Raw genomic sequence first — 22,889 nt, forward strand, 5'->3', positions numbered from 1 at the left:
TTTAATCTCTTAGAGGATGGTATAGATACTTTGAAAAAGACGCTTATTGCTCACTCACCAGATGCTGATGATATCTTTATGTACTACGCTATAAAGTTTGGCTGGGTTGATATGGAGGGCGTTATATTTGATAATATAGCTGAGGACATTCAAACACTTAATGAAAAAGCTCTTGATGGAGTTTATGAGATAGTAGCTATCAGTTTTGCTCTGTATCCTCACATAAGAGACGATTATGCCTTGCTTAAAACTGCTGTTAGTTTTGGGGATGGATACGGACCAAAGGTTATAAAAAGAAAGGGTGTGACCCTAAAGCGTAATTTCAAAGTTGCTCTTAGTGGAGAACACACAACAAATGCTATGCTCTTTCGTATAGCCTATCCAGATGCACGAATAACTTATATGAACTTTTTAGATATAGAACAAGCTGTAATAGAGGGCAAAGTTGACGCTGGAGTACTTATTCATGAGAGTATTTTAACTTACAACAGCGAGCTTGAAGTTGAGCGTGAAATGTGGGATATCTGGCAAGAACTCTCAGGTGGAGGTCTGCCACTTCCTCTTGGCGGAATGGCGATTAGCCGCTCTATACCATTAAATAAATCTATTGCGTATGAAGAGACTCTAACAAAAGCTGTACATATAGCAAGAGAGCACAAACATAAGCTCTCCCAAATGCTCCTAGAGAGATCTTTGGTGCGAATAGATGCACCAACATTAGATAAGTATCTTGAGCTATATGCCAATGATGACTCTATTGCGTTAAATGCTATGCAGTACAAAGCAATAAACAAACTCTTTGAGATTGGATATAAAAGCGGTTTCTATAATACACCTATAAGTGTTGAAGATTTTATGATACCTAGTGAATATAAAAACTTGAGAAACTCATAATGGAGGCAAAGCTAATTACTCTTGGCATTGACACTTTTAAAGTAGCTCTTATGCTAGCTCTTCCAGGGCTTTTAGTCGGTATGTTTATCGGTTTGGCAGTTAGTATATTTCAAGCTACAACTCAAATCAATGAGATGACTCTTAGTTTTATCCCAAAAATTGTCGGTGTAGCTATTGTAATTATTTTAACTATGCCTTGGATGTTAAATGTAATGATAGACTTCACAACAGAAGTGTTTAATATGATGCCAACCTTTGTAGAATAATGAAAAAACAGAGTATTAACTTCTCTAAATTTTCTTCAATAAAAATTGGTGGCTCTTTTGATGTCTCTATTTTAGAAGATTGTTCCACCCCCTATGAAGATAGCTACTTAATTGGCTCATGTAACAATATTTTAGTAGGCACAAATCCCCCTCCTCTTCTTAAACTCTCTAAAAAATATGATTTTATTAAGATTGAAAATAACACTCTTAAAATTGGGGCTGCAACTCCATCTGGTAAAATTGCCTCCTTTTGTAAAAAAAACAATATAGCAAACTTTGAGTTTCTCTCGCATCTTCCTGGAACACTCGGCGGACTGGTCTTTATGAACGCTGGGCTAAAAGAGTACGAAATTTTTAACAACCTTATCTCTATCACTACATGTAAGGGCGATTTTTTAAAAGATGAAATAGAGTATGGCTATAGATTTACAAATATAAAAAGCCCTATTTTAGAAGCTACATTTGAGTTAGAGAGTGGATTTTTAAAAGAGAGGGTAGAACTATTTAAAAAAATGCGCCAAAATCAACCATCAACTCCAAGTGCTGGAAGTTGCTTTAAAAATCCAAAAGGCGATTATGCTGGCAGACTAATTGAAGCAGTTGGATTAAAGGGTTTAAGCGTTGGTGCTATGGAGTTTAGCAAAGAGCATGCAAACTTTTTAGTAAATCATGGAGATGCTACATTTGATGATGCAATCTACCTTATACAAGAGGCACAAAGAAGAGTTTTAAATGAGTTTGGAATTTGGCTTGAGTGCGAAATAGTGATTTTAGATATTAGATATATGATGGAATTTAAAACACCAAACTAGAGTGTTTGATGTTTTAAAAAAATTATATAGGAAGAACTCTGATTTTTTTAGATAGTTTCTCTTTTAGTGTTGCTTCTATAGCATAGAGAGTTCCTGTTGCAGAACTTGCACAACCATTACATGCACCTAAATATCTGATATAAACATCTATATACTCATCGCTTGTTTTTACATCGATAACTTCCATATTTCCGCCATCCATAATTAAAAACTGACGAACATTCTCATCTACAACAGCATCTATTGCTTTGATTTTTTGCACTAAAGTCATTGCTTCAAAGCTTCCGCTACCTCCTGCATCTGCTGCAGCTTTCATCTTCTCTTCATCCATCTCACGACGAGTATCGGCTAAAATATCCACTAAATAGTACTCCCTTTTTTCATGTCCACCAGGTCTTATACAACTCTTACAAAAGCCGCCTGCTTTTGTGTAGTCTGTTATCTGCTCGATTGTTGTTAAATCATTTAATCTGATTACCTCTTGGAGAGTTTTTAAGCTAACACGAGCACACTCGCAAACTATAATCTCCTCCTCAAAACTCTCAGAATCAACTCCAAGATAAAGAGATGCTGCTTTTTTTATAACATCATAAGCCATAACAGAACAGTGCATTTTTTGTGGTGGAACAGCCGGAATCTCAGGGCTATCTCTAAGAGCAAATTCAACATCAATATTTGTAATTTTTACAGCCTCTTGAACCTTTTTTCCAATACAGAGTTCAGTCATGATGTCAGAGCTAGCTATCGCTGTTCCACATCCAAAACTCTTAAATTTAGAGTTAACAATAATATCTGTCTTTGGATCAACTTCCCAGTAAAGACGTACAGCATCCCCACAACTCTCAGCACCAAAATCAGCAACAATAAGTTTGTTGCCATGAGAAAGAGCTTCAGCTTCAGTTATCTCACCTTGATGATTTGGGTTGTTCATAAGAGTTGTTACTTTATTTGAGTAAGCATCCCATAAAGAAGCGCCCAATAAATCATTTTTTGCCATAATATAATCCTTTAATATATTTCATAAATTCAAGGAGACTTTTTTCCCTGATTTGTACGCAAAAGGAACTAGTCCCTTTTGCTCCGCTAGCCGCTACGTCACTGAAGCTTGACACGAAAGTGTCAGATTGTTTTTAACTAATGTGATTAATGGAAATGTAATTCACACTCTTTTGACTCTCCGCCAGGAGTTGGTCCTACTTTTGCAAATGAGCTAGATATCGCTCGTAAGCGTTCAACTGATTTTTTGAAGTGAGTTATTGCGTAATCAATCTCACTATCTGTTGTAAAGCGACTAAGACTTAATCTTATGCCTGTGTGGGCAAGTTCATTGTCCGCTCCAATTGCTAGCATTACAGTATTTGCTTGAAGATCTTCACTAGCACATGCACTTCCTGTTGAAGCGCCAATCTGCCCATTATTTAAATCCCAAAGCATCCCCTCGCCCTCAACACCTTTTATAGATATTAAAATTGTATTTGGCGTTCTATGCTCACGATCTCCGATTACGAAAGTATCACTAAGTTCTAAAAGAGCATCCTCAAGACGATCTCTTTTTGCTCTAATTGATGCCATTTTCTCCTCTATATTTTCGGTAGCTAGCTCTATCGCCTTGCCCATAGCTACAATATATGGAACATTTAGCGTTCCTGAACGGCGACCGCCCATATGTTCACCACCGTTTAAAAGCGGAGACAACGGTTGTGAGTTTTTGATGTACAAAGCTCCAATCCCTTTTGGACCATGGAACTTATGTGCGCTCATTGAGAGAAAATCTACATGAATATCTTGCAAATCAACTGGAATTTTACCAACTGCTTGAACAGCGTCAGAGTGAAACAGAACACCTCTCTCTTTGCAAATCTCGCCAATTTCTTTTATAGGATTTATCATTCCTGTCTCGTTTGAAGCCCACATTATTGAGACTAGAGCAGTTTTGTCAGTTATAAAACTCTTAACTACATGTGCTTCTACTATGCCCTGAGAGTTAACTGGCAAATATGTAACTTTTACACCATCTTCTTCTAAAGCTTTACATGCAGAATAAACAGACGGGTGCTCAACCTCTGTAGTAATAATGTGGTTTTTATCGCCATTTACGATATAGTCTCTATATATTGATTTTAAAACCCAGTTGTTTGACTCTGTTGCGCATGACGTAAAAACTATATCATCGCTATCTCTTGCATTTACTGCTTTATAAACCCGATCTATCGCTTTGGCGATTGCAGGATGAGATGCTGTACCAAACTTGTGAAGCGAATTTGGATTTCCATATATATCGCTGAAAAATGGCATCATCTCTTCAACAACTAATGGATCTACCATCGTTGTTGCATTATTATCTAAGTAAACTTTCATATTTTACCTTACTTTATTTAGTTTTTTTTAATTAAGACAAATTTTGTCTTCTTTGTATTTGTTATCATAATAGGTTTGTTATTACGATATGCTTAAATAGAATTATACTTATACATCATTTAAGCTATAATTATAGTTAATAAAAAAACTAGGAACAGTTCATGTGCAATTTTAACCAACAAAATGATGAAACAAAAGCATTTATACATCTGCTTATAACAAAATGTGCTCAAAGTGTCGGTGGAGCAAACTTTCTTTTAGGTTTAGTAGAAGCGATAAAGGAGAAAAAGCCTAACGCTTTGATAGATAGTGCATGTAAAGTTGACTCAAAAGAGCTTAAAATCAGTTGGAATAAAATAGTTTTCAAAGATAAATTTGACGTTTTAGAAGATGCTTTGCGTTCACACAAAAGCTCAGAGAGTAAAAATTTTAATATACTTGATAATGAGAGTCAAAAAAAGAGAAAGAAAATTTTAAATATGGTTAAAACGCTTGCACCTCTTGAGTTTAAAGTTATCACAAAGGGTGCTCTTAGTGAAGAAGGATTTGATTTTAAAATATTTGAAACGTTAAATGAAGATTCTGTAACTATAAATCCTATCTTCTCAGCACTCTTTTTTTGCTCAACTGAGTACTTTAAAAAAGCCCTTAAATATGAAATTTAAAGAGAGATTTCTCTAAACTCTGAGGGTTTTAAATCCTCTACACTAAAATCTCCAAAACTAGCTCTATGTAGTGCTGTAACTCTATTTCCAACAGAAGCAAACATTCTCTTTACTTGATGATATCTCCCCTCACAAATTTCCACTCTTACATGTATGGGTCCAATCACCTCCATTTTGGCTGGTAGTAGAGGTTTTTTCTCGCCATTTAAGAGAAGCTCTCCGCTTGCAAAAATCTCTGCCTCATCTCCTCTTAAAGCTTGTGCGAGCGTTACCTCATATATTTTTGTAACTTCACTCTTAGGGCTTGTTAGCTTATGATTTAAAGCACCATCATCACTAAGTAAAATTGCACCTGTTGTATCTATGTCGAGTCTGCCAATTGTTGATACTTTTGGATTTCTTCTTTGCCATCTTGGTGGAAGAAGTGAGTATATAAGCACGCCAGAATCGCTATGTGAGCAGACAACACCATGAGGTTTGTTCATAAGAATAACTAACCGCTCTGCATCTAAGAGCTCGCCATTTACTCTTATCTCTGAGTGGTGAACTTTTTTGGTTACATCAAAAATTCTCTCATTATAAACAGAAACATTATTTGTTGTTAAAAATCTCTTTGCTTCACTTCTTGTGCAGTATCCAAGACTTGAGAGATGTGCATCGACTCTTTTTAGGCTATTTTGCATGTATATCTTTTTTTGAAAATTGTATCTTCTATGCTATGAAAAGTATATTAAAAAGGGCTTTAACGTGGCTAGAAACTACATGTTAATAGCCACTCATATTTTTTATAATTTTTTTGCTACAAATTTATGATACAAAATTGGTAAAAGGACTAGAGTCAAAAAAGTTGATGAGACTAACCCGTTTATAACAACTATAGCTAGAGGCTTCTGTATCTCTGAGCCTGGTCCTGTTGCAAAGAGCATCGGAATAAGTCCAAGAGCTGCAATAAAAGCTGTCATTAAAACAGGTCTAAGTCTTCTTAGTGAACCTTGAATTACTAGCTCCTTTGAATCTTCTACGCTCCCTTGTAGTTTGTTAAAGTACTCTAACATCACGACTCCATTTAAAACTGCAATACCCATAAGTGCAATAAACCCAACACTCGCTGGCACGCTCATATACTCCCCAGTATAGTAAAGCCCATAAATTCCACCAATAAGAGCAAATGGTATATTTAATAAGACTAAAAAAGCTTGCAAGGAGGAGTTAAATGTTACAAAAAGTAAAATAAAAACAAGAACGATACTCAGCGGGATTACGACAGAGAGGCGCTTTGATGCTCTTTGTTGGTTTTGATACTCACCTGCGTACTCTACAAAATAGCCTTGAGGAAGTTGAAGTTTTGTATCTATCAAAGAGCTAAGCTCATTTACAAATCCTACCAAATCTCGCCCTACTACATTTGTCTGAACAAGACTCTTTCTCATGGTGTTTTCATGGTCAATCTGCACTGGACCTTGTGTCATTTTAAACTCTACAAGCTCATTAATCTCTACACTCTGCCCACTACCCAGCACATATTGTAAATTCATGTTCTCACTCATGCTTGTTTGAAGAATTTTATCTCCTTTTATCATCAAAGGAATGCGTCTTAAATCTTCTTGGATGATTCCAACTTCTATTCCATCAACGCTGGCTTTTAGGTAGTTTGAGAGTTCATCTTTGTTTACTCCAAGTCTTGCCATTGCTTCATCTTTAAACTCAATTTCCCAGTAGGCAACTCCTTCATTAGCTTTTTTATAGACATCGCTACTGCCTTTGATAGATTCTGTTATTTTGACTACTTCTTTTGCTATCTCTTCTAATTTTCCTGTGTCACCACCATAGATATTTACAACTATATCTCCTCTTGAGCCACTAAGCATTTCAGACACTCTCATAGCTATAGGCTGAGTGAAGCTGTACTCAATACCTACAAACTCGTCTAAAATCCTTCTAAACTCATCAAGAAGCCACTCATTTGATGGCACTCTCCACTCATCTTTTGGTTTTAAGACTAAAAAAGTATCTGTATCATTTAAGCCCATGGGATCTAGTCCTATCTCATCACTTCCGCCACGAGCTACTATGGAGAGAACCTCTGGGACTTCTCTCATAATGGCTTGTTGTATTTTCAAGTCAATATCACGACTCGCCTCAAGTGAGATAGAGGGGTTTTTCTCTATACCGATGATGACATTTCCCTCATCAAGAGATGGCATGAAAGTCTTTCCAACCCCCACGTAAGCTACAACTGCCGCTATCCATAAAATCCCGACCGCCACAAAGAGGCTATTTTGATGAGAGAGTGAAAATCTCAAAATCTTCTCATATCGCTTCTCTAAAAAAACCATCAAAGCAACTGGTTTTTGTGGAGCTTTTTTTAGTACATAAAAACTCACAACAGGTATAAAAGTAAGAGCAAGTATTAACGACGAAGTAAGTGCAAATACTATGCTCAGAGCAACTGGAACAAAGAGTTTTCCCTCTAAACCCTCTAACGTTAGCAGTGGTAGAAAAACTATGATGATGATTAAAATCCCAGTAAAAACTGGAGTTGCAACCTCTTTTGCCGAGCTCATAACCACACTTAGTTTTGAATCATCTTTATACTTTTCATCATGTAAATGCTCTGCAATGTTCTCAACCATAACAACCCCAGCATCCACTAACATTCCAATAGCAATTGCGAGTCCTCCAAGACTCATAAGATTTGCACTGATACCAAAATAACTCATAGCAATAAAAGTCATCATAGCGGCAAATGGTAAAATTATCGCTACACTAAAAGCTGATGCGAAACTCCCCAAAAACAGATACAAAACTATAATAATAAGTGCCATAGCCTCCAGGAGTGCCTTTGTAACTGTATTTATAGCTTTTGAAACTAAATCTGAGCGGTCATAAAAGATATTTATTGTTGTACCTTTTGGCAGCTCTTTTTCTATGCTTTTGAGTTCAGCTTTTACTCTTTTTAAAACTCCTGAAGTATCAACTCCCTTTCGTGAGAGAATTAAGCCCTCAACCGCCTCTTCTTTGCCATCTTTTGTTACAAACCCACCTCTTGTGAGTGAACCTATATTTACCTCGGCAATATCGCTAATTCTGACATCTCTTGCATCTTCATTTTTTATAATAAGGGTTGAGATATCTTCGAGATTTTTAAGTCTTCCCTCAGTTCTTATGAAAAGGCTCTGCTCACCTATAGAGAGTCTTCCGACACCCTCATTTTTGTTATTTTTACTAAGAGCACTTTGAAGCATATCCACTGTGATTTTATATAACTTCATCTTTGCAAAGTCAGGAGTCACCTCATAGGTTTTTACATATCCACCCAAAGCGTTTGTATCTGCAACTCCATCAATAGAGCGGATTCTTTTGTTTATAACCCAATCAAGAAGTGTCCTCTTTTGCATCAAATCAAGCGTATCGGACTCTATCGTAAACATCAAAACTTCACCAAGAGGTGTAGTGATGGGAGCAAGCCCGCCTGAAACATTCTCTGGTAGAGTATCTTTGACTTCACTAAGTCTTTGTGCTACTTGCTGTCTTGCCCAGTAGATATCAACCCCATCTTCAAAATCAATAGTGATATCGCAAATTCCGTACTTTGCAAGCGAGCGCACTATAAGTTGTTTTGGAATACTTTGAAGATTCTGCTCAACTGGAATCATTACGCGAGACTCCATCTCAGCGGGTGTCATTCCTGAAGATTTTAGTATGATTTTTACTTGTGTTGGTGCCACATCTGGATAAGCATCTACTGGTAACTTTAACATAGAAGATGCCCCAAAAATAAAAACTGCCATAGCCACCAAAAGAGTTAAAAATCTTTGAGAGAGTACAAAATTTATTAGTTTCTCACTCATCTAAATGCTCCAAAGCACTAAGGAGTGCGGAAGTTGAACTTGAAACAACTTCATCACTCTCACTTAAGTGCGCTTGTATAACATAGCTCTGAGGGCTCTCTTTGAGTATCAAAACGCTGAGCGGCTCATATCCATTTGAGACTTTTTTAAAGATTAATGCCCTGTTTTGCTCGTAAACTAAAGCGCTCTTAGCAATTTCAAATGCACCCTCTACGCTCTTTTTTATCTTTGCAAAATAGACTCTATTTATCATTACATCTTTTGCATCTTCTATGATTGCTCTAACGCCAATGGATTGTGTCTCTTCATCTGCTATATTTGAGATGGCTACGATTTTAGCGCTTTTGTCTTCAAAGTAGCATCTATCTCCAAGAGCTATATTTTTTGCAATATCAATAGGTACATGTAACTCCAAATATCTCTTAGAATCAGCAAAAATTTTCATCATAGTTTTGCTTGAGTCCACCTTCTCTCCGACATTAACATCTATTGAATCTACTAGAGCGTCTCTTGGTGCTAAGATAGTTATTGACTCTATAAGTTTATGCGTTTCTCTTACTCTCTTTAGCATTGAAGTATCAAAGCCACTTATAAGAAGTTCACCCTCACTTAACTTTACCCTTATCTCAGAGTTTAGTCTCTCCTTTTGTGATGCAAATAGATTTTTTTGTGAGATGATGCCCTCATGATAGAGTTTTTCATCTCTTTGATAATTTTTAAGCGAGTTTTCACTCTCTAAGAGAGCGTTGATATAATCTTTTTGAAGGTTTAAAAGCTCACTGCTTCTTATTGAGAGAAGCTTATCTCCTCTCTTTACATGTAGTAACTTTGTAACAAATATATCTGTAACAACCGAGTCAACTGCCAGCCCGATAGATATGATATCTTTTGCATCTAAAGTAACTTTTGCATTGTATGCCCCAAACTCTATACTTGTTGCTTTTTTAACCTTTGTAGTTTTGATACCTAAATCATCTTGCTGTTTTTGGCTCATCTCAATAGTTGCAAAAAGGCTCAAACAAGCAACACTTAATAGTAATAATATTTTCATAATTTTCCTCTCATATCAGCTTTTTTATAAAATTCAAAAAGCTCATTATAATAATCTTTTTTTATCTCTTGAAGCTCTATCGTTGTATTTGAATATGACCTTGTAGCATCAAGAAACTCTAAAACACTACTATGCCCCTCATGTAGAGATTTTTTAGCCAAATCTTTTAACTCCAAACTCATGGGCAAAATCTCCTCATCAAGCAAAACAAACTCCTCATAAAGAGTTCTTAATTTTTTCTTCGATGCCATAAGAGAGTTTTGTATCTCGATTGTGAGCGCATCTTTTTTGGCAAGGAGTGAAGCACTTTTATGTAGATATTCAGCTCTTTGTGTCTGGGCTTTTGAACTTAGAAAATCAAGTGGAATATTGAGTCCAAATGTATAACGATTAGCACTTAGCTCTTTTTCATAAAGTAGCTCATAACTAATAGCGCTTAGTGCTGAATTGTGTAAATCATAAAAAGATTTAGCCTCTTTTTGCTCATAAGAGAGCTCTTTTATGAGAGAATGTTCATCAACTCTCCCTAACTCTATCTCTTTTGTAATTTTCATCAAATCATTACACTCTAAATCTCGTATTTCAAGGCTCTCAACTGCCTCTTGAAGATTTGAGAGTTCTGATATATACTCTCTTTTATAAGTCTCTACTCTCTGCTTTGTTTTTGCTAAGTCTAACTTATTAAAAAGTAGCTCTTTTTTTGAAATCTCTCCAAATTCATAAGCTTTGCGTAGTTTAGAAAAACTCTCACTCTGCTCATCATAAACTCTTTGCAAAGATTGACTCATCTCTTTTGATGCACATGCTTGATGATATATTTTTTCTATATCAAGAGTCAAAACATCAATAGCATAAACTGCACCTTGCTCTATTGCTCTACTCTTTGCTTCTACCGCCGCATATTTGTTGCTGTTTGCAAAAGGGTGTGCTATTTCTTGAGAGACGCCAATGGCGTACTCTGAACCTTTATTGCCACTCTCATCAGCGTGAGATATATTTAACCCTAAATATGGTGCATCATAACTATTTATTAGCTCTGCGTGAGCAATATCTGATTTAGTCTGCTCTTTCATTGAAGTTACTCTTTTGCTCTTTTTAAATGCTTCTGTTATCTCGCTTAGATTTTGCGCAAATAAATTTATAGAGACAAAAATGAGTAAAAATATTTTTACTTTCATAGTTTTACCTTTTTTAAAATTTTTAGTTTATAAAAAAAGTTATGAGAGAGGGGGTCTTTGCAAAACAGGATTTATATTTGAGCTTAGGCTAATAATCATGTTTGAAGGTGGGGTGTCTAGGAGTTTTGTCTCTATAAAAAGAGTCTCTTGGAGGTTAACGTTAAAGATGTTGTGGATGGTGTCATGAATCTTGATTTGCATCTCTGCTTTGTCGCAGACTTTATAACTAACTTCGCATCTTGTATCTTGATGGATATCCTGCACAACATAGTCATGCACTATAAAAAAAGCAAAAGTAATAAGTAGTAAAGCTACAACCCTGTTTTTAATCATCTTCATAATGGGACAATTTTACACAAAAATCTATTATAAGAGTGTTAAGATTTAAAGCTAAATAAAAGATTTCTGTTTTAACGTTTTTTAAATAGATAGTCCTTTTTTATTATCAAACACACTCACGCAATTTCTTCCACTTTTTTTTGCCATATACAGAGCTTCATCTGCCTCATTAAGAACACTGTTTATGTCACAACCTTTTTTACCAAAACTAAGCCCTATTGATATGGTAATATTTACATGTTCACACTCAAAAATACTATTTTGAATCTCTTCTCTTATCTTCTGAGCTTTTTGTACTATATTTTCTTCTGAGATATCACTGCAGATAATTACGAACTCTTCTCCACCATAACGACACAAAATATCTGCATCTTGCGTTAGATATTTTAGTCTAAGAGCCAGAGATTTTAAAATACAATCCCCAGCCAAATGTCCTATCGTGTCGTTTATCTCTTTAAACTTATCTATATCTATAAATATGACTGCAAACATACTATTTTCTTTTTGCAAAATATTAAATTTCTCTAAAAAATCGTTTAAATAATGGCGATTATAAAGCCCTGTTAATCCATCTGTAAAAGCGTAATTATGAGCTTTTATATTTATTTTTTTTAAATCCTCTCTTAAGCTTAAAAACAATAATAAAGTAATTATAAGGGCAGATATTATAGAAAAAACAGCCTCTTGAATAAAAAGCATATAGGAGAAGTCACTTCTGAGTAAATCTTGGTTAATAATCAAAGTTCTTATAATTGAGAGCACTACTAATGCTACCAAAACAGTAACAGCTGTTCTTAAAATCAAACTTTTTTTCTCTTTATTGTTCATCATGACTTTATTGTCTCTTTTTTAGATTGAGTGCTTTTGAGCTCTTTGCATCTGGTATAACAAAATTTTATTATTTGTAACATCTTCAAAAACCACACTTGGACTTGCACCAAAAAATTTTTTAAAAACAGAGTTCATATGTGAATAATCACTATATAGATACTCCATCTCGTTAAATCCGCAATCATCTTCTATGTAAGCGAGTACTGTCTTGCAAAACTTTGAGATATAGATAAAATTTTTAGGTGTAAATCCGATGTTTCTTTTAAATTCTCTCTCAAGTTTGCTTCTGCTGCAACTAAACTCTTCAAGAAGATGTTTTACACTTACTTCAAAACGGTATATATTTATAATCTTATCCATAACATCTTGTATGCACATGCGAGTATTGTTACATGACTTTTGGAGCCTATCTAGAGCATCATTGAGATATTTAAGTTCAGCTTCCACGCACTCATGAGTATATAACTGACTAAAATACTCATCAATTATATTCTCTTGGATTTCTAAAAAGCACTTATTTAAAATAGTTGCATCTCTATTAAAGAGTTTGTAAAATCCAATTGGCGTAAGTTCTGCCATTATTAGTGGAAGTTTTACACTTGAGGCTAAGCTCTTATCGTAGAGTTTAAATTTTTTTATCTTGTTATTTTTAATGCTGATGGAGTAGTTTTTTGGAATATGAAATCTTTTATCCTCATTATAAATTTTGATATATCCATCAAACCCTCTATTAAATATTATAAAGTTACACCCATTTGGTAAAAACAGTAACTTTTCTATGCCCTCTAAAGAAGTCACTACAACATACTGTCTAACTACATCTTTCAGCTCTATTGCTGAAGGAAAAACATCATATATCATATTACTACCATTGTTTAATTTATGGTTAATAATATCCCTATTGTTGAATCTTTCCCTTGTATTAAATCGTCAAAAGTACTTATTTAGCGCCAATTTTAATTCTTAAATGTTATAATCGCAAAAATTAATTATTGGTACAAAGGTATATTATGGCGCAAACTATAACTGAAAAAATATTTTCACAGCATGTTGGAAGAGCAGTTTTTGCAGGGGAGATTATCCGCTGCAATATAGACATGGTAATCGGGAATGATATTACAACTCCAATCTCTATAAAAGCTTTTGAAGATAGCGGTGCTACAAAACTTGCAAATCCTGATGGTTTTTCTATCGTCCTTGATCACTTTATTCCAGCAAAAGATATAGCAAGCGCAAATCAGGCGAGAATCAGCCGTGATTTTGCAAAAAAATACTCTCTTAAAAACTTTTTTGATGAAAAAGATATGGGGATTGAACACGCACTTCTTCCAGAAAAAGGTCTCGTTGTCCCTGGAGATGTCATCATCGGTGCAGACAGCCATACGTGTACTCATGGTGCACTCGGGGCATTCTCCACTGGTATGGGGTCAACTGACCTAGCATTTGCCATGATTACTGGGGGAAACTGGTTTAAAGTTCCAGAGTCTATCAAAGTAAACCTAAGCGGAAAGCCATCAAAATATACAACTGGCAAAGATATTATTCTAGAGATTATCCGCTTAATCGGTGTTGATGGCGCCCTTTATAAAACATTGGAGTTCACTGGAAGCACAATTGAGCATCTTAGTATTGATGATAGATTTTCAATGTGCAACATGGCGATTGAAGCTGGCGCAAAGAGCGGAATAGTTGCTTATGATGAGACAACTAAAGCATTTTTAGCTGATAAAAACTTAGCAAGAGAACCTCGTATCCACTACTCAGATGCTGATGCTTCTTATGTTCAAATATTAAATATAGATGTTGCTTCGCTTGACCCAGTTATCGCTTATCCATTCTTGCCATCAAATGGGCACAGCGTTGTTCAAGCTCAAAAAGACAATATTAAAATAGATCAAGCCTTCATTGGAAGCTGCACAAACGGAAGACTAAGTGATCTTAAAGTTGCTGCAGAAATTTTAAAAGGCAAAAGAGTACATCCCGATGTTCGTCTTATAGTAACTCCTGGAACGCAGATGATATTAAGAGAAGCAAACAAACTCGGCTACATTGACATAATTGTAGATGCTGGTGGTGTTGTGAGTAACCCTACATGTGGAGCTTGTCTTGGTGGGTATATGGGGATTTTAGGAGATAATGAAGTTGCTATCTCAACAACAAATCGTAATTTTGTAGGCAGAATGGGCTCAAGAAGTTCAAAAGTATATCTGGCAAATTCAGCTGTTGCAGCAATCTCTGCGATAAAAGGTTACATTACAGACCCAAGATAATTAAATAGGTTATATAATTTGGTACCACTCCATTGCTTTAAGGGTACCTCTGTTACAATTCCAAAAACGTAAAGGAAGCAAAAAAATGAGAAAATTACTACTTATCCCAGCCCTTCTATTAGGCACTGCTGTTGTTGCACAAGAGTACAATTATGAGATTACACCTGTAATTGGAACAATGATTCCTGAGGGAAATTTAAAGTTAGACAACCAATTTTTAACTGGTGTAGAACTTCAATATAATGGTTTTGATGCTTTAATCAAGCCTGAACTAAGTTTCCTTTTCACAAACAATGCTGATTATAAAAACTCTAATATCACTACAGATATTTACCGTATAGCTCTAAATGGTGTTTATGAGTACAAATCAAACTCTCTCTTTACTCCATTAGCAAAAGTTGGTGTTGGATATGAGGCACTTGAAAATAACTTTGCAGGCAATAGAGATAGCGTATTTTTTGATGCTGGTGTTGGTGCAAAAGTTGCATTGGCAGAAAATATAGCTTTAAAACTTGAAGCTGTTTATATGTTAAAAAACAACAATGCTAGATGGGATAACAATTTAGCACTTCTTGCTGGTGTAAATTTTGCATTTGGACCAAAAGCTCAACCAGTTGTAGCTCCAGAGCCAGTTGCAGCACCTGCTCCTAAACCAGTACCTGCGCCAGCTGTAGTTCCAGCACCTGCTCCAAAACCTGTTGATGGCGATGATGATAAAGATGGTGTACTTAACTCAATAGACAAGTGCCCAAAAACACCTATTGGACATAAAGTTGACAAAGATGGCTGTTCAGTTCTTGTTGACCTTCATATTAACTTTGACACAGCTTCTTATAAAGTTGATAATGCTTCAATGCCAAAAGTAAAAGAGTTTGCGGAGTTCTTAAAAGATATGCCAAATTATAATGCAAAAATTGTTGGTCATACTGATAGCGTTGGAAGCGATAAAGACAACCAAAAATTATCAGAAAATAGAGCAAATTCAGTTAAGACTCTTATCGTAAAAGAGGGTATTGATACTAAAAGAATTACAACTGAGGGCAAAGGAGAAAAATCTCCTATCGCTACAAATGATACTAAAGAGGGCAAAGCTCAAAACAGAAGAATAGAAGCAGAGTTAATTAAAAAATAATGCTCTTTGACACCCCTTGCATTATTTTTGCAGGTGGCAAATCGAGCCGAATGGGAGAAGACAAAGCTCTTCTTCCTTTTGGCTCATATGACACTCTAGTGGAATTTCAACTTTATCATCTTAGTAAAATATTCAAAACTGTATATATCTCATGTAAAGAAAAATCAAAATTTAACTTTGAAGCTGCCTTTATAGAAGATATTAAAACTCTACCTCTTTATGCTCCTACTGCTGGATTTATATCTGTTTATAACCATTTAAAATCAGATAATTTTTTTGCCATAAGTGTTGACACTCCTTTTATCACTCGCTCTATTATAGAAAAGTTATTACATGTAGATAAAAATACACACGATGCCACAATTGCTAAAGTGAATGGATTAATACAACCAATGTGTGGAGTTTACCACCGCTCTTTGAGTGAAAAATTCTCTCAAATGCTCCAAAATAACAGTCATAAACTGGGCTATTTACTAAAAAATTCAAATACTTTTTATGTAGAATTTGAAGATGAAAAATCTTTTTTTAATCTAAATCATCCTCACGAATACCAAGAAGCGCTTGCTCTTTTAAACTCTTAAATCTCAAAGAGTTATTTATCAACTATTTGATATAATATTTACTTAAGCAAATTATAAAAAAATGAGAAAATATGAAATTAACACACTTAGATGAGAAAGATAGACCAAAAATGGTTGATGTCTCAGACAAAGAACAAACTACTAGAGTCGCAGTTGCTAGTGGCATTATTGAGATGAGCCAAGATGCTTATGATGCTATTGTAACTCAAAAAACGAAAAAGGGTCCAGTTCTTCAAACAGCGGTAATTGCGGCGATAATGGGGAGTAAAAAGACAAGTGAGTTGATTCCTATGTGTCATCCTATAAATTTAAGCGGCATTAATTGTGATGTAGAAGAGTTGCCAGAACTTCCAGGATTTAAACTTAGTGTAACTGCAAAATTAACAGGTCAAACTGGAGTAGAAATGGAAGCGTTAACGGGGACAAGCATAGGACTTTTAACAATTTATGACATGGTAAAAGCGATAGACAAAGGGATGGTTATACGTAATATTCAACTAGAGGAAAAAGCAGGAGGAAAAAGTGGAGATTTTAAACGCTAGAGATGAAAAACTCTCTCTTGAGTATCCATGCGACTGGTCATATAAACTAATTGCTAGTGAAGTAGAAGCTCTAAAACAAGCCATTAGAGATGTTATTGATGAGAGAGAACATAAGCTCTCTCACTCAAAAAACTCTAAAGGCGGTAAATATGTAAGCATGAATTTAGATATGCTTGTTCACAATGAAGATGACAGAAATTTCATCTATGAAGCCTTAAAGGCACATCAAAATATAAAAATGGTACTTTAAAAGGAGTCTAAAATGGGTTTGAGTGAATTGAAAAATATAGAGTTTAACAAATTAAATCTGCATGAAGTTAAAGAAACAATACAACATGTAATAGATACAAAAACGAAAAATCTGCATGACGCTCTCGCAGAGCTTCTTTTGCAAAAAGAGCTTCTTGAGAAGAGTATTCAAAAGAAACATAGTGAACTACAAGAGGCAAAATATGCTATTTTTAATGAGGTAGAGTCGATGATAGACAAAAATGATGTGCAAACTCTATCTAAACTTCATCAAGCCAAACTTCAATCAATTGACCTTTTTGATATTTTAAGTGAAACTGTCGAGGGCGCAATTATTACAGCACTAGAGGAGTCAAAAGATTCTGAAGCAAAAAATATGATTGAAGAGATTATCAGAGAGCTTACATTTCAAACTATTAAAGAGGGAACACTAAACACTATAAGAGTAAGAAAAATCCTCTCAACCATACTTCACTCAAGCATAGATATAGCAGAGGCTTCTCCAAATCTCTCCGAAGATATCTTGGATGCAACTCTAAGAGGCATGAGAGCTGGACTCTTTGAGTCTATAGATAGATTTAAGAAGAGACTTGCCTTTATGCCACTTGAAGCAAAACATATACTAATAGAAGACTATGATACTATTATGGAGGATTTAAATCAGACCGATACGCTCTTTTTACAAGTTGTTCAGACACAAGCAAATGAGAGCAGTTTGGCTATTAGAAAAATTCTACTTGAGCTTAACAAAAAAATGCATTATGATCTTGAAGAGCTAATCTATATCTCAAAAGAGACCGCACAAGTTATGAAAGAGAGATTTTCCCAACTTGCAAAAAAAGCTGTTAAAAGAGCTGATTCTGCCCTAAAATCAGAAACGGCAAAAGAGGCAAAAAGAATGGGAATCCAAGCTTGGGGAGTTGCAAAAACAGCTCTTAGCAGTGCCATCAAAACAGCTAAAAGCAAGATAGAGCCTAAAGAGTAATCTACTCTATTTGCTCTTTATAACTTACTATTTGAATTATCTAAGGTGATTATGTTACTTCTTATAATAAGTTAAAACTCCACTCATCTCAGAGCCCATATTTAAAAGAAGCATATCAGCAATAACTAATGCCGCCATAGCTTCACATACTATCGTTCCACGAATTGCAACACATGGATCATGACGACCTTTTAGCGAAAAATCAACCTCTTCATCTCTACATGTAATAGTTTGTTGCTCTTTGAAAATTGATGGCGTTGGTTTAAAGTAAACATTCATAACAATATCTTCGCCATTGCTAATTCCGCCAAGTATCCCGCCTGAGTGGTTTGTTACAAAGCCATCTGCTCTTATAGCGTCATTGTTTATAGAACCTTTAAGGGAAGCGCTTAGTATGCCATCTCCAATCTCAACAGCTTTTACCGCATTTATACCCATCATAGCATCTGCCAAGACAGCATCCATTTTATAGTATAGCGGTTGCCCAAGCCCAACTGGAACACCTTTAATGAGAACCCTTGAAACTCCCCCAACTGAATCATGTTCATTTTTAGCCCTTAAAATCGCCTCTTTTTGTGCCTCTTCTTTGGTAGAGTCAAGTGCATAGATTATGCTTTTTTTTGCTGATTCATAGTCAAACTCTAGTGACTTTATCCCATCAACTTCACAAATCCCGCTTTGCACTTCAATGCCTAACTCTTTGAGCATAAGTTTTGCAACAGCCCCACCAGCAACCCTTGCAGCTGTCTCTCTAGCAGAACTTCGCCCTCCTCCTCGATAATCTCGCAAACCATATTTGTGAAAATAGGTAAAATCAGCATGTCCAGGACGAAATATATCTTTTATATTTGAGTAGTCTTTAGATTTTTGGTTTGTGTTATAAATTATCATTGCTATTGGTGTTCCAGTACTTTTGCCCTCAAAAACACCGCTTAATATCTCAACTTTGTCATCCTCTTTTCTTGCTGTTTCAAACTCACTCTTGCCAGGTTTTCTTCTATCTAGCTCAGCTTGAATAAACTCTTCATCTATTAAAAGACCTGCTGGAACACCATCTAAGAGGCATCCAATAGCTACTCCATGAGACTCTCCAAAAGTACTAATTTTAAATTTTATTCCAAAACTATTCACTACACATCTCCCTTTAGTATCTTCACCGCCATCTCTGCGGCTTCTTGTTGAGCTATTTTTTTGCTCTTACCAATGGCTCTTGCGTACTCTTTGCCCTCAATAATTACCGCAACTTCAAACTCTTTTTTATGATCAGGTCCACGGCTTGCAACTACTATATATTCTGGAGTCTCACCAAATCTAGCTTGTGTTAGCTCTTGAAGAGTTGTTTTATAATCTCTAAAGAGAGAGTCTAGTGAAATCTCCTGATAGTTCCTCTCAATTATCCCTATGGCTATAGGTTTTACAATATCAAGTCCTGATTCAAGATATATGGCTCCAATCATAGCCTCAAAAGCGTTTGATAAAAGTGATGCTTTCTCTCTTCCGCCATTATTCTCTTCTGCGTTTGAGAGGTAGATATACTCACCTAAATTAATAGATCTAGCCAGTCTCTCAAAGCCATCTTCATTTACAAGAGCAGCTCTTATCTTCGAGAGTGTTCCCTCATCAGAAGATGCAAATTTAAAAAAAAGATACTCTCCTACTATCAAATCCAAAACAGCGTCACCTAAAAATTCTAGTCGCTCATTATCGTAGGGCTGTTTGTGACTCTTATGTGTCAGCGCTTCGATAATGAGCTTCTGGTTTTTAAACTTATATCCCAAAATCTCTTCTAATGCCTCTATGTTTTTACTCATTTTTTTGCCTCTTTAATTTTTAGAGCTTCATTTTTTGCCAAAATATCGCATCTCTCATTTTCAACATGCCCATCATGCCCTCTAACCCATATCGCATTTATCTTATGACCTTTTGATACTGCTATATACTCTCTCCACAAATCTGGATTTTTTATATTTTTAAAATCTTTTTTTATCCAACTTCCAAGCCACTCATTTATACCCTTTACAACATAAGAGGAGTCTGATACTATATCAACAGCACATGGCTCTCTTAGCGCCCTTAAACCCTCAATAACTCCCAATAGCTCCATTCTATTGTTTGTTGTATGCTCCTCTGCTCCAGAGATTTCTCTCTCTTTGTCTCCAAAGCGTAAAATTACACCATACCCTCCAGGACCAGGGTTTCCAAGTGCGCTTCCATCACTGAAAAGAGTTATTTTCTTCACTAAAATCCTTATGATAATCTTTAACTAGAGATAGTTCTGCTCTTGAGGTGCCTATTGTATGACAGTTGCTGCAACGATGAAATGCAAAAGGAAAAACAATCTTACAGCTGTTGCAGATATATTCAAATCCAAGAGTTGCATCTGCTCTTTGCTCAAGATTTATCAAAATATTAAGCTCAAAAACAGAACTTGAAGTTGCCTCTTTTATGTACCCTTTTGCACTATATAGCTCTTTTAAAAACCCATTTTGCATAATGATATTAAAATCCAAATCTTTTTTCTCTACACTCCATAAAATATCAATAAGCAACTCACTCTTTGAAGCATCAAAATTTTTCCACGCAACTTTAGGATTTACCCTAAATAGATACTCAAATATAAGATATGCGAGAAGATTCGAACTCTTATATATCTTAAGCAGCGCATCTACTTTTTCATCAGTTCCTAGCTTTAAAGAGTTTAAAATAAGAAGAATATTAAGATATGTACTCTCTAATAAAACATCTTTTTTAAGCTCTTCAAGAGGCTCTAAAACTTCTATCGCCTCTTTGTAGTTTCTCATCTGTTCATATACTAAAATCAGATAATTTAACGCTTGAGGAGTTCGTGGATTTGTCTTTAGAATTTCCAGAAATATAACTCTTGCACGCTCTAAAAATCCAGCTTTGAAGTAAGTTTTACCAAGAAGAAAAAGTGTCTCTCTATAGTTTGCTTTATCACCTACTTTTAGAAGTTCTGCGTATATTTCTATACACTTTTCATAATTGCCACTTTTTGCATAAGAATTTGCTAGTAAAAACCAAGATTTCTCAGAGAGTTCACCTTTTGTTATAAGCACTTTTAGCTCATTTTGAGAGGGCAGAGAGTGAAACTGTTTTAAAAAATTGTCTAAGTGCTTATAATCCTCTTTTTTCTTATACTTATTAAACCAGTAAGAGAAAAAAGTTACAACAAAAACCAGAACAAAAAAGATTATTATCCCAAAAAGCGGGTCTTTTGACTCTATAAAAAAAGCATCCATCAGTTGTAAACCACTATGCCATAATCATTTTTTAGATTGTAAAATGTACACTCAGGACCGATGTCAAGATCTTTTATCTTTGCAAGTTGAATTATTGAATCTTTATTTACTTTTATGCCAAACTCTGTGAAGAATTTTTTAATATTTACAAACTTTACATCTTCTACAAATTTATATTCAAACTCTTTGTGTAGTCTCATCTTCTCGTATGAGAAGAGATGTTCACTTACATGTAACTGATCTGAAGCGTACTTAATTGGAAGATGCCCAGACAAATCTGTCAATATATTTTCAATATGTTCATACTTTTGCGGAAGAGTTCTTTTTTGGATAAAAAGGTATTTATTGTTTAGTTTTAGATTTGGAGTATTTTTCCAATATCTGTAAGTAGGATTTGAGAGCCCTAACTTTGAAGAGACTTCTCTCCAGAGCCAGTAAGAGTTGAGTTTGCTTGGCAGATGTGACACTCTTAGGCTCCTTTATTAGAGATTATAATTTTAATTTATTATATACTTTTTTAGTTAAAAAGAGTAGTCATTAAAATACTGCAACAACCCACTTTGTTATAAAGTATCCGCCAACCATAAGCCAAGCAAACATTAAGCCCGCTGTGTAGATAGGAGCTAAACCAAGCCCTTTGAATTTTGCAAAAATAGTTCCCATTCCAAGTGCGGTCATTGCCATTGTAAGTAAAAAGGTATCTATTTCGTTGATAATATCTACAATATTTTGAGGAACAACTCCAAGTGAGTTAAATCCCGCCATACCTATAAAGTAAACCGCAAACCAAGGGATAACAAGTTTAACTGTGCTAGCCTCTCCTCCGCTTCTCTTAGCACTAAAAGAGAGGTAAATTCCTAAGATGATAAGCATTGGAGCTATCATAATAACTCTTGTCATCTTAACGATAACTGCCGAGTTTGCCATCTCTGCACTTGCATTTAATATTGAAGCTGGAACCGCAACAACTTGAGCTACCTCATGTATTGTTCCTCCAACATAAATACCAAACTCTTTAGCATCCATATCGAAAAAGCCTACATTATAGAGTGCTGGATATAAAAACATAGCTATTGTTCCAAAAAGAACAACCATAGAAACCGCAACTGCTGTTTTATGCTCTTCTGCTTTTAGTACAGGCTCTGTTGCTAAAACCGCTGCAGCCCCACATACTGAAGCTCCTGCAGCACTTAACATTGAAGTGTCTCTATCCATTTTAAAGAGCCTTTGCCCTGCCCATGTTCCGAGTACAAAAGTTGTTGAGAGCATAATTAAAGAGACCATGAACCCCTCAACTCCGACCTCAGCAATCTGCTGGAAAGTAATACGAAAACCATAAAAAACTATAGCAAATCTAAGTATCTTCTTACCACTAAATGTGATACCGCTGCCCCACGCTTTTGGAGTGTTGTTATGCAGAGTATTTGCATAAAATATACCGATAACTATACCGATAACAAGAGGTGAGATTCCAAGAGATTTAACAAACGAAATATCAGCAATCATAGTAGCCGCAGCTGCAAAAATTGCAACAAAGATTACCCCGTTTATCGTGCCCTTTCTATTCGTTGGTGAAAATGCCATTTTGGCTCCTTATCTTAAAAAAAAAGACGCAATTGTAACAA

25 protein-coding genes are annotated in these 22,889 nt (G+C 35.4%); 10 read left to right on the top strand and 15 right to left on the bottom strand.

Going from position 1 to position 22,889, the window contains the following annotated elements:
• The first annotated feature begins 30 nt into the window (after positions 1-30).
• Genes SUDEN_RS10405 through SUDEN_RS10415 form a run of 3 tightly spaced genes read left to right on the top strand, consistent with a single transcriptional unit; the run spans position 31 to position 1,972 of the window.
• Positions 31-894: a menaquinone biosynthesis family protein gene (locus SUDEN_RS10405; RefSeq protein WP_011373618.1), complete on the top strand. Its 864-nt coding sequence runs from the start codon at positions 31-33 to the stop codon at positions 892-894.
• Entirely contained in the window at positions 894-1,160 is a 267-nt protein-coding gene (fliQ, locus tag SUDEN_RS10410; protein WP_011373619.1) for a flagellar biosynthesis protein FliQ, read from the top strand. The genes SUDEN_RS10405 and fliQ overlap by 1 nt, the downstream gene beginning before the upstream one ends.
• On the top strand, positions 1,160-1,972 hold the full coding sequence (locus tag SUDEN_RS10415) for a UDP-N-acetylmuramate dehydrogenase (protein WP_011373620.1): 813 nt from the start codon (positions 1,160-1,162) through the stop codon (positions 1,970-1,972). Before fliQ ends, SUDEN_RS10415 begins: the two co-directional genes overlap by 1 nt.
• Before the next feature lie 22 nt (positions 1,973-1,994).
• On the opposite strand, the gene SUDEN_RS10420 is transcribed toward SUDEN_RS10415, so the two are convergent.
• Both SUDEN_RS10420 and SUDEN_RS10425 read right to left on the bottom strand, forming a co-directional pair.
• Positions 1,995-2,969, bottom strand: a complete 975-nt coding sequence (locus SUDEN_RS10420) for an iron-sulfur cluster assembly scaffold protein NifU (protein WP_011373621.1) — start codon at positions 2,967-2,969, stop codon at positions 1,995-1,997.
• A 146-nt stretch (positions 2,970-3,115) separates the two neighbouring features.
• Positions 3,116-4,330 carry a NifS family cysteine desulfurase gene (locus tag SUDEN_RS10425; protein ID WP_011373622.1) on the bottom strand — a complete coding sequence of 405 codons (1,215 nt, stop codon included), beginning with the start codon at positions 4,328-4,330 and terminating at the stop codon, positions 3,116-3,118.
• 161 nt (positions 4,331-4,491) lie between these two features.
• Here SUDEN_RS10425 and SUDEN_RS10430 point away from each other — a divergent pair, with 161 nt between their 5' ends.
• Positions 4,492-4,995: a hypothetical protein gene (locus tag SUDEN_RS10430; protein ID WP_011373623.1), complete on the top strand. Its 504-nt coding sequence runs from the start codon at positions 4,492-4,494 to the stop codon at positions 4,993-4,995.
• On the opposite strand, the gene SUDEN_RS10435 is transcribed toward SUDEN_RS10430, so the two are convergent.
• The 7 genes from SUDEN_RS10435 to SUDEN_RS10465 form a co-directional block, all read right to left on the bottom strand.
• A complete protein-coding gene (locus SUDEN_RS10435) occupies positions 4,992-5,678 on the bottom strand; it encodes a pseudouridine synthase (RefSeq protein WP_011373624.1) in 687 nt (228 codons plus the stop codon). The two genes, SUDEN_RS10430 and SUDEN_RS10435, sit on opposite strands and share 4 nt — an antisense overlap.
• Before the next feature lie 102 nt (positions 5,679-5,780).
• On the bottom strand, positions 5,781-8,846 hold the full coding sequence (locus tag SUDEN_RS10440) for an efflux RND transporter permease subunit (RefSeq protein ID WP_011373625.1): 3,066 nt from the start codon (positions 8,844-8,846) through the stop codon (positions 5,781-5,783).
• Positions 8,839-9,897 (bottom strand): efflux RND transporter periplasmic adaptor subunit, encoded by a 1,059-nt coding sequence (locus SUDEN_RS10445; protein ID WP_011373626.1) that lies wholly within the window; start codon positions 9,895-9,897, stop codon positions 8,839-8,841. The genes SUDEN_RS10440 and SUDEN_RS10445 overlap by 8 nt, the downstream gene beginning before the upstream one ends.
• A complete protein-coding gene (locus tag SUDEN_RS10450; RefSeq protein ID WP_011373627.1) occupies positions 9,894-11,075 on the bottom strand; it encodes a TolC family protein in 1,182 nt (393 codons plus the stop codon). Before SUDEN_RS10450 ends, SUDEN_RS10445 begins: the two co-directional genes overlap by 4 nt.
• A 39-nt stretch (positions 11,076-11,114) precedes the next feature.
• Positions 11,115-11,414, bottom strand: coding sequence for a hypothetical protein (locus tag SUDEN_RS10455; RefSeq protein WP_011373628.1), 300 nt, complete (start codon positions 11,412-11,414; stop codon positions 11,115-11,117).
• An 81-nt stretch (positions 11,415-11,495) separates the two neighbouring features.
• Positions 11,496-12,245: a GGDEF domain-containing protein gene (locus tag SUDEN_RS10460; protein WP_011373629.1), complete on the bottom strand. Its 750-nt coding sequence runs from the start codon at positions 12,243-12,245 to the stop codon at positions 11,496-11,498.
• An 18-nt stretch (positions 12,246-12,263) separates the two neighbouring features.
• The gene (locus SUDEN_RS10465) at positions 12,264-13,106 is read right to left on the bottom strand and encodes a helix-turn-helix domain-containing protein (protein WP_011373630.1); all 843 of its coding nucleotides are present in this window, start codon (positions 13,104-13,106) and stop codon (positions 12,264-12,266) included.
• A gap of 149 nt (positions 13,107-13,255) precedes the next feature.
• On the opposite strand from SUDEN_RS10465, the gene SUDEN_RS10470 reads away from it, so the two are divergent.
• The 6 genes from SUDEN_RS10470 to SUDEN_RS10495 all read left to right on the top strand — a co-directional run bounded on the left by SUDEN_RS10470 (position 13,256) and on the right by SUDEN_RS10495 (position 18,004).
• Complete coding sequence (locus tag SUDEN_RS10470; protein ID WP_011373631.1) at positions 13,256-14,515, top strand: 3-isopropylmalate dehydratase large subunit; 1,260 nt, start codon at positions 13,256-13,258, stop codon at positions 14,513-14,515.
• 85 nt (positions 14,516-14,600) lie between these two features.
• Positions 14,601-15,647 (top strand): OmpA family protein, encoded by a 1,047-nt coding sequence (locus tag SUDEN_RS10475; RefSeq protein WP_011373632.1) that lies wholly within the window; start codon positions 14,601-14,603, stop codon positions 15,645-15,647.
• The gene (gene mobA / locus SUDEN_RS10480) at positions 15,647-16,228 is read left to right on the top strand and encodes a molybdenum cofactor guanylyltransferase MobA (RefSeq protein WP_011373633.1); all 582 of its coding nucleotides are present in this window, start codon (positions 15,647-15,649) and stop codon (positions 16,226-16,228) included. The genes SUDEN_RS10475 and mobA overlap by 1 nt, the downstream gene beginning before the upstream one ends.
• Before the next feature lie 71 nt (positions 16,229-16,299).
• Complete coding sequence (gene moaC, locus SUDEN_RS10485; protein ID WP_011373634.1) at positions 16,300-16,770, top strand: cyclic pyranopterin monophosphate synthase MoaC; 471 nt, start codon at positions 16,300-16,302, stop codon at positions 16,768-16,770.
• Complete coding sequence (locus tag SUDEN_RS10490) at positions 16,751-17,020, top strand: HP0495 family protein (protein WP_011373635.1); 270 nt, start codon at positions 16,751-16,753, stop codon at positions 17,018-17,020. The genes moaC and SUDEN_RS10490 overlap by 20 nt, the downstream gene beginning before the upstream one ends.
• A gap of 12 nt (positions 17,021-17,032) precedes the next feature.
• The gene (locus SUDEN_RS10495; protein WP_011373636.1) at positions 17,033-18,004 is read left to right on the top strand and encodes a DUF6781 family protein; all 972 of its coding nucleotides are present in this window, start codon (positions 17,033-17,035) and stop codon (positions 18,002-18,004) included.
• Positions 18,005-18,058: 54 nt separating this feature from the next.
• On the opposite strand, the gene aroC is transcribed toward SUDEN_RS10495, so the two are convergent.
• The 6 genes from aroC to SUDEN_RS10525 form a co-directional block, all read right to left on the bottom strand.
• Entirely contained in the window at positions 18,059-19,135 is a 1,077-nt protein-coding gene (gene aroC / locus SUDEN_RS10500; RefSeq protein ID WP_011373637.1) for a chorismate synthase, read from the bottom strand.
• On the bottom strand, positions 19,135-19,815 hold the full coding sequence (rnc, locus tag SUDEN_RS10505; protein ID WP_011373638.1) for a ribonuclease III: 681 nt from the start codon (positions 19,813-19,815) through the stop codon (positions 19,135-19,137). The genes aroC and rnc overlap by 1 nt, the downstream gene beginning before the upstream one ends.
• On the bottom strand, positions 19,812-20,243 hold the full coding sequence (rnhA, locus tag SUDEN_RS10510) for a ribonuclease HI (RefSeq protein WP_011373639.1): 432 nt from the start codon (positions 20,241-20,243) through the stop codon (positions 19,812-19,814). Before rnhA ends, rnc begins: the two co-directional genes overlap by 4 nt.
• A complete protein-coding gene (locus tag SUDEN_RS10515; RefSeq protein WP_011373640.1) occupies positions 20,218-21,264 on the bottom strand; it encodes a tetratricopeptide repeat protein in 1,047 nt (348 codons plus the stop codon). The genes rnhA and SUDEN_RS10515 overlap by 26 nt, the downstream gene beginning before the upstream one ends.
• Positions 21,264-21,731, bottom strand: coding sequence for a hypothetical protein (locus SUDEN_RS10520; protein ID WP_011373641.1), 468 nt, complete (start codon positions 21,729-21,731; stop codon positions 21,264-21,266). The genes SUDEN_RS10515 and SUDEN_RS10520 overlap by 1 nt, the downstream gene beginning before the upstream one ends.
• A gap of 70 nt (positions 21,732-21,801) precedes the next feature.
• Positions 21,802-22,848 (bottom strand): YeiH family protein, encoded by a 1,047-nt coding sequence (locus tag SUDEN_RS10525; protein WP_011373642.1) that lies wholly within the window; start codon positions 22,846-22,848, stop codon positions 21,802-21,804.
• Positions 22,849-22,889 lie beyond the last annotated feature (41 nt).

Origin of the sequence: Sulfurimonas denitrificans DSM 1251, from assembly GCF_000012965.1 — a bacterium.
Classification (GTDB): Bacteria; Campylobacterota; Campylobacteria; order Campylobacterales; family Sulfurimonadaceae; genus Sulfurimonas; species Sulfurimonas denitrificans.

What these genes read in the sequence shown, in the direction of transcription:
- SUDEN_RS10415 (WP_011373620.1), top strand. Translation starts at nt 1,160, where the DNA reads ATGAAAAAACAGAGTATTAACTTCTCTAAATTTTCTTCAATAAAAATT.
- rnc (WP_011373638.1), bottom strand. Translation starts at nt 19,815, where the DNA reads ATGAGTAAAAACATAGAGGCATTAGAAGAGATTTTGGGATATAAGTTT.
- SUDEN_RS10435 (WP_011373624.1), bottom strand. Translation starts at nt 5,678, where the DNA reads ATGCAAAATAGCCTAAAAAGAGTCGATGCACATCTCTCAAGTCTTGGA.
- SUDEN_RS10430 (WP_011373623.1), top strand. Translation starts at nt 4,492, where the DNA reads ATGTGCAATTTTAACCAACAAAATGATGAAACAAAAGCATTTATACAT.
- moaC (WP_011373634.1), top strand. Translation starts at nt 16,300, where the DNA reads ATGAAATTAACACACTTAGATGAGAAAGATAGACCAAAAATGGTTGAT.
- SUDEN_RS10420 (WP_011373621.1), bottom strand. Translation starts at nt 2,969, where the DNA reads ATGGCAAAAAATGATTTATTGGGCGCTTCTTTATGGGATGCTTACTCA.
- SUDEN_RS10440 (WP_011373625.1), bottom strand. Translation starts at nt 8,846, where the DNA reads ATGAGTGAGAAACTAATAAATTTTGTACTCTCTCAAAGATTTTTAACT.
- SUDEN_RS10450 (WP_011373627.1), bottom strand. Translation starts at nt 11,075, where the DNA reads ATGAAAGTAAAAATATTTTTACTCATTTTTGTCTCTATAAATTTATTT.
- fliQ (WP_011373619.1), top strand. Translation starts at nt 894, where the DNA reads ATGGAGGCAAAGCTAATTACTCTTGGCATTGACACTTTTAAAGTAGCT.
- SUDEN_RS10425 (WP_011373622.1), bottom strand. Translation starts at nt 4,330, where the DNA reads ATGAAAGTTTACTTAGATAATAATGCAACAACGATGGTAGATCCATTA.
- SUDEN_RS10525 (WP_011373642.1), bottom strand. Translation starts at nt 22,848, where the DNA reads ATGGCATTTTCACCAACGAATAGAAAGGGCACGATAAACGGGGTAATC.
- SUDEN_RS10470 (WP_011373631.1), top strand. Translation starts at nt 13,256, where the DNA reads ATGGCGCAAACTATAACTGAAAAAATATTTTCACAGCATGTTGGAAGA.
- SUDEN_RS10445 (WP_011373626.1), bottom strand. Translation starts at nt 9,897, where the DNA reads ATGAAAATATTATTACTATTAAGTGTTGCTTGTTTGAGCCTTTTTGCA.
- SUDEN_RS10460 (WP_011373629.1), bottom strand. Translation starts at nt 12,245, where the DNA reads ATGATGAACAATAAAGAGAAAAAAAGTTTGATTTTAAGAACAGCTGTT.
- SUDEN_RS10455 (WP_011373628.1), bottom strand. Translation starts at nt 11,414, where the DNA reads ATGAAGATGATTAAAAACAGGGTTGTAGCTTTACTACTTATTACTTTT.
- SUDEN_RS10475 (WP_011373632.1), top strand. Translation starts at nt 14,601, where the DNA reads ATGAGAAAATTACTACTTATCCCAGCCCTTCTATTAGGCACTGCTGTT.
- SUDEN_RS10515 (WP_011373640.1), bottom strand. Translation starts at nt 21,264, where the DNA reads ATGGATGCTTTTTTTATAGAGTCAAAAGACCCGCTTTTTGGGATAATA.
- SUDEN_RS10495 (WP_011373636.1), top strand. Translation starts at nt 17,033, where the DNA reads ATGGGTTTGAGTGAATTGAAAAATATAGAGTTTAACAAATTAAATCTG.
- SUDEN_RS10465 (WP_011373630.1), bottom strand. Translation starts at nt 13,106, where the DNA reads ATGATATATGATGTTTTTCCTTCAGCAATAGAGCTGAAAGATGTAGTT.
- mobA (WP_011373633.1), top strand. Translation starts at nt 15,647, where the DNA reads ATGCTCTTTGACACCCCTTGCATTATTTTTGCAGGTGGCAAATCGAGC.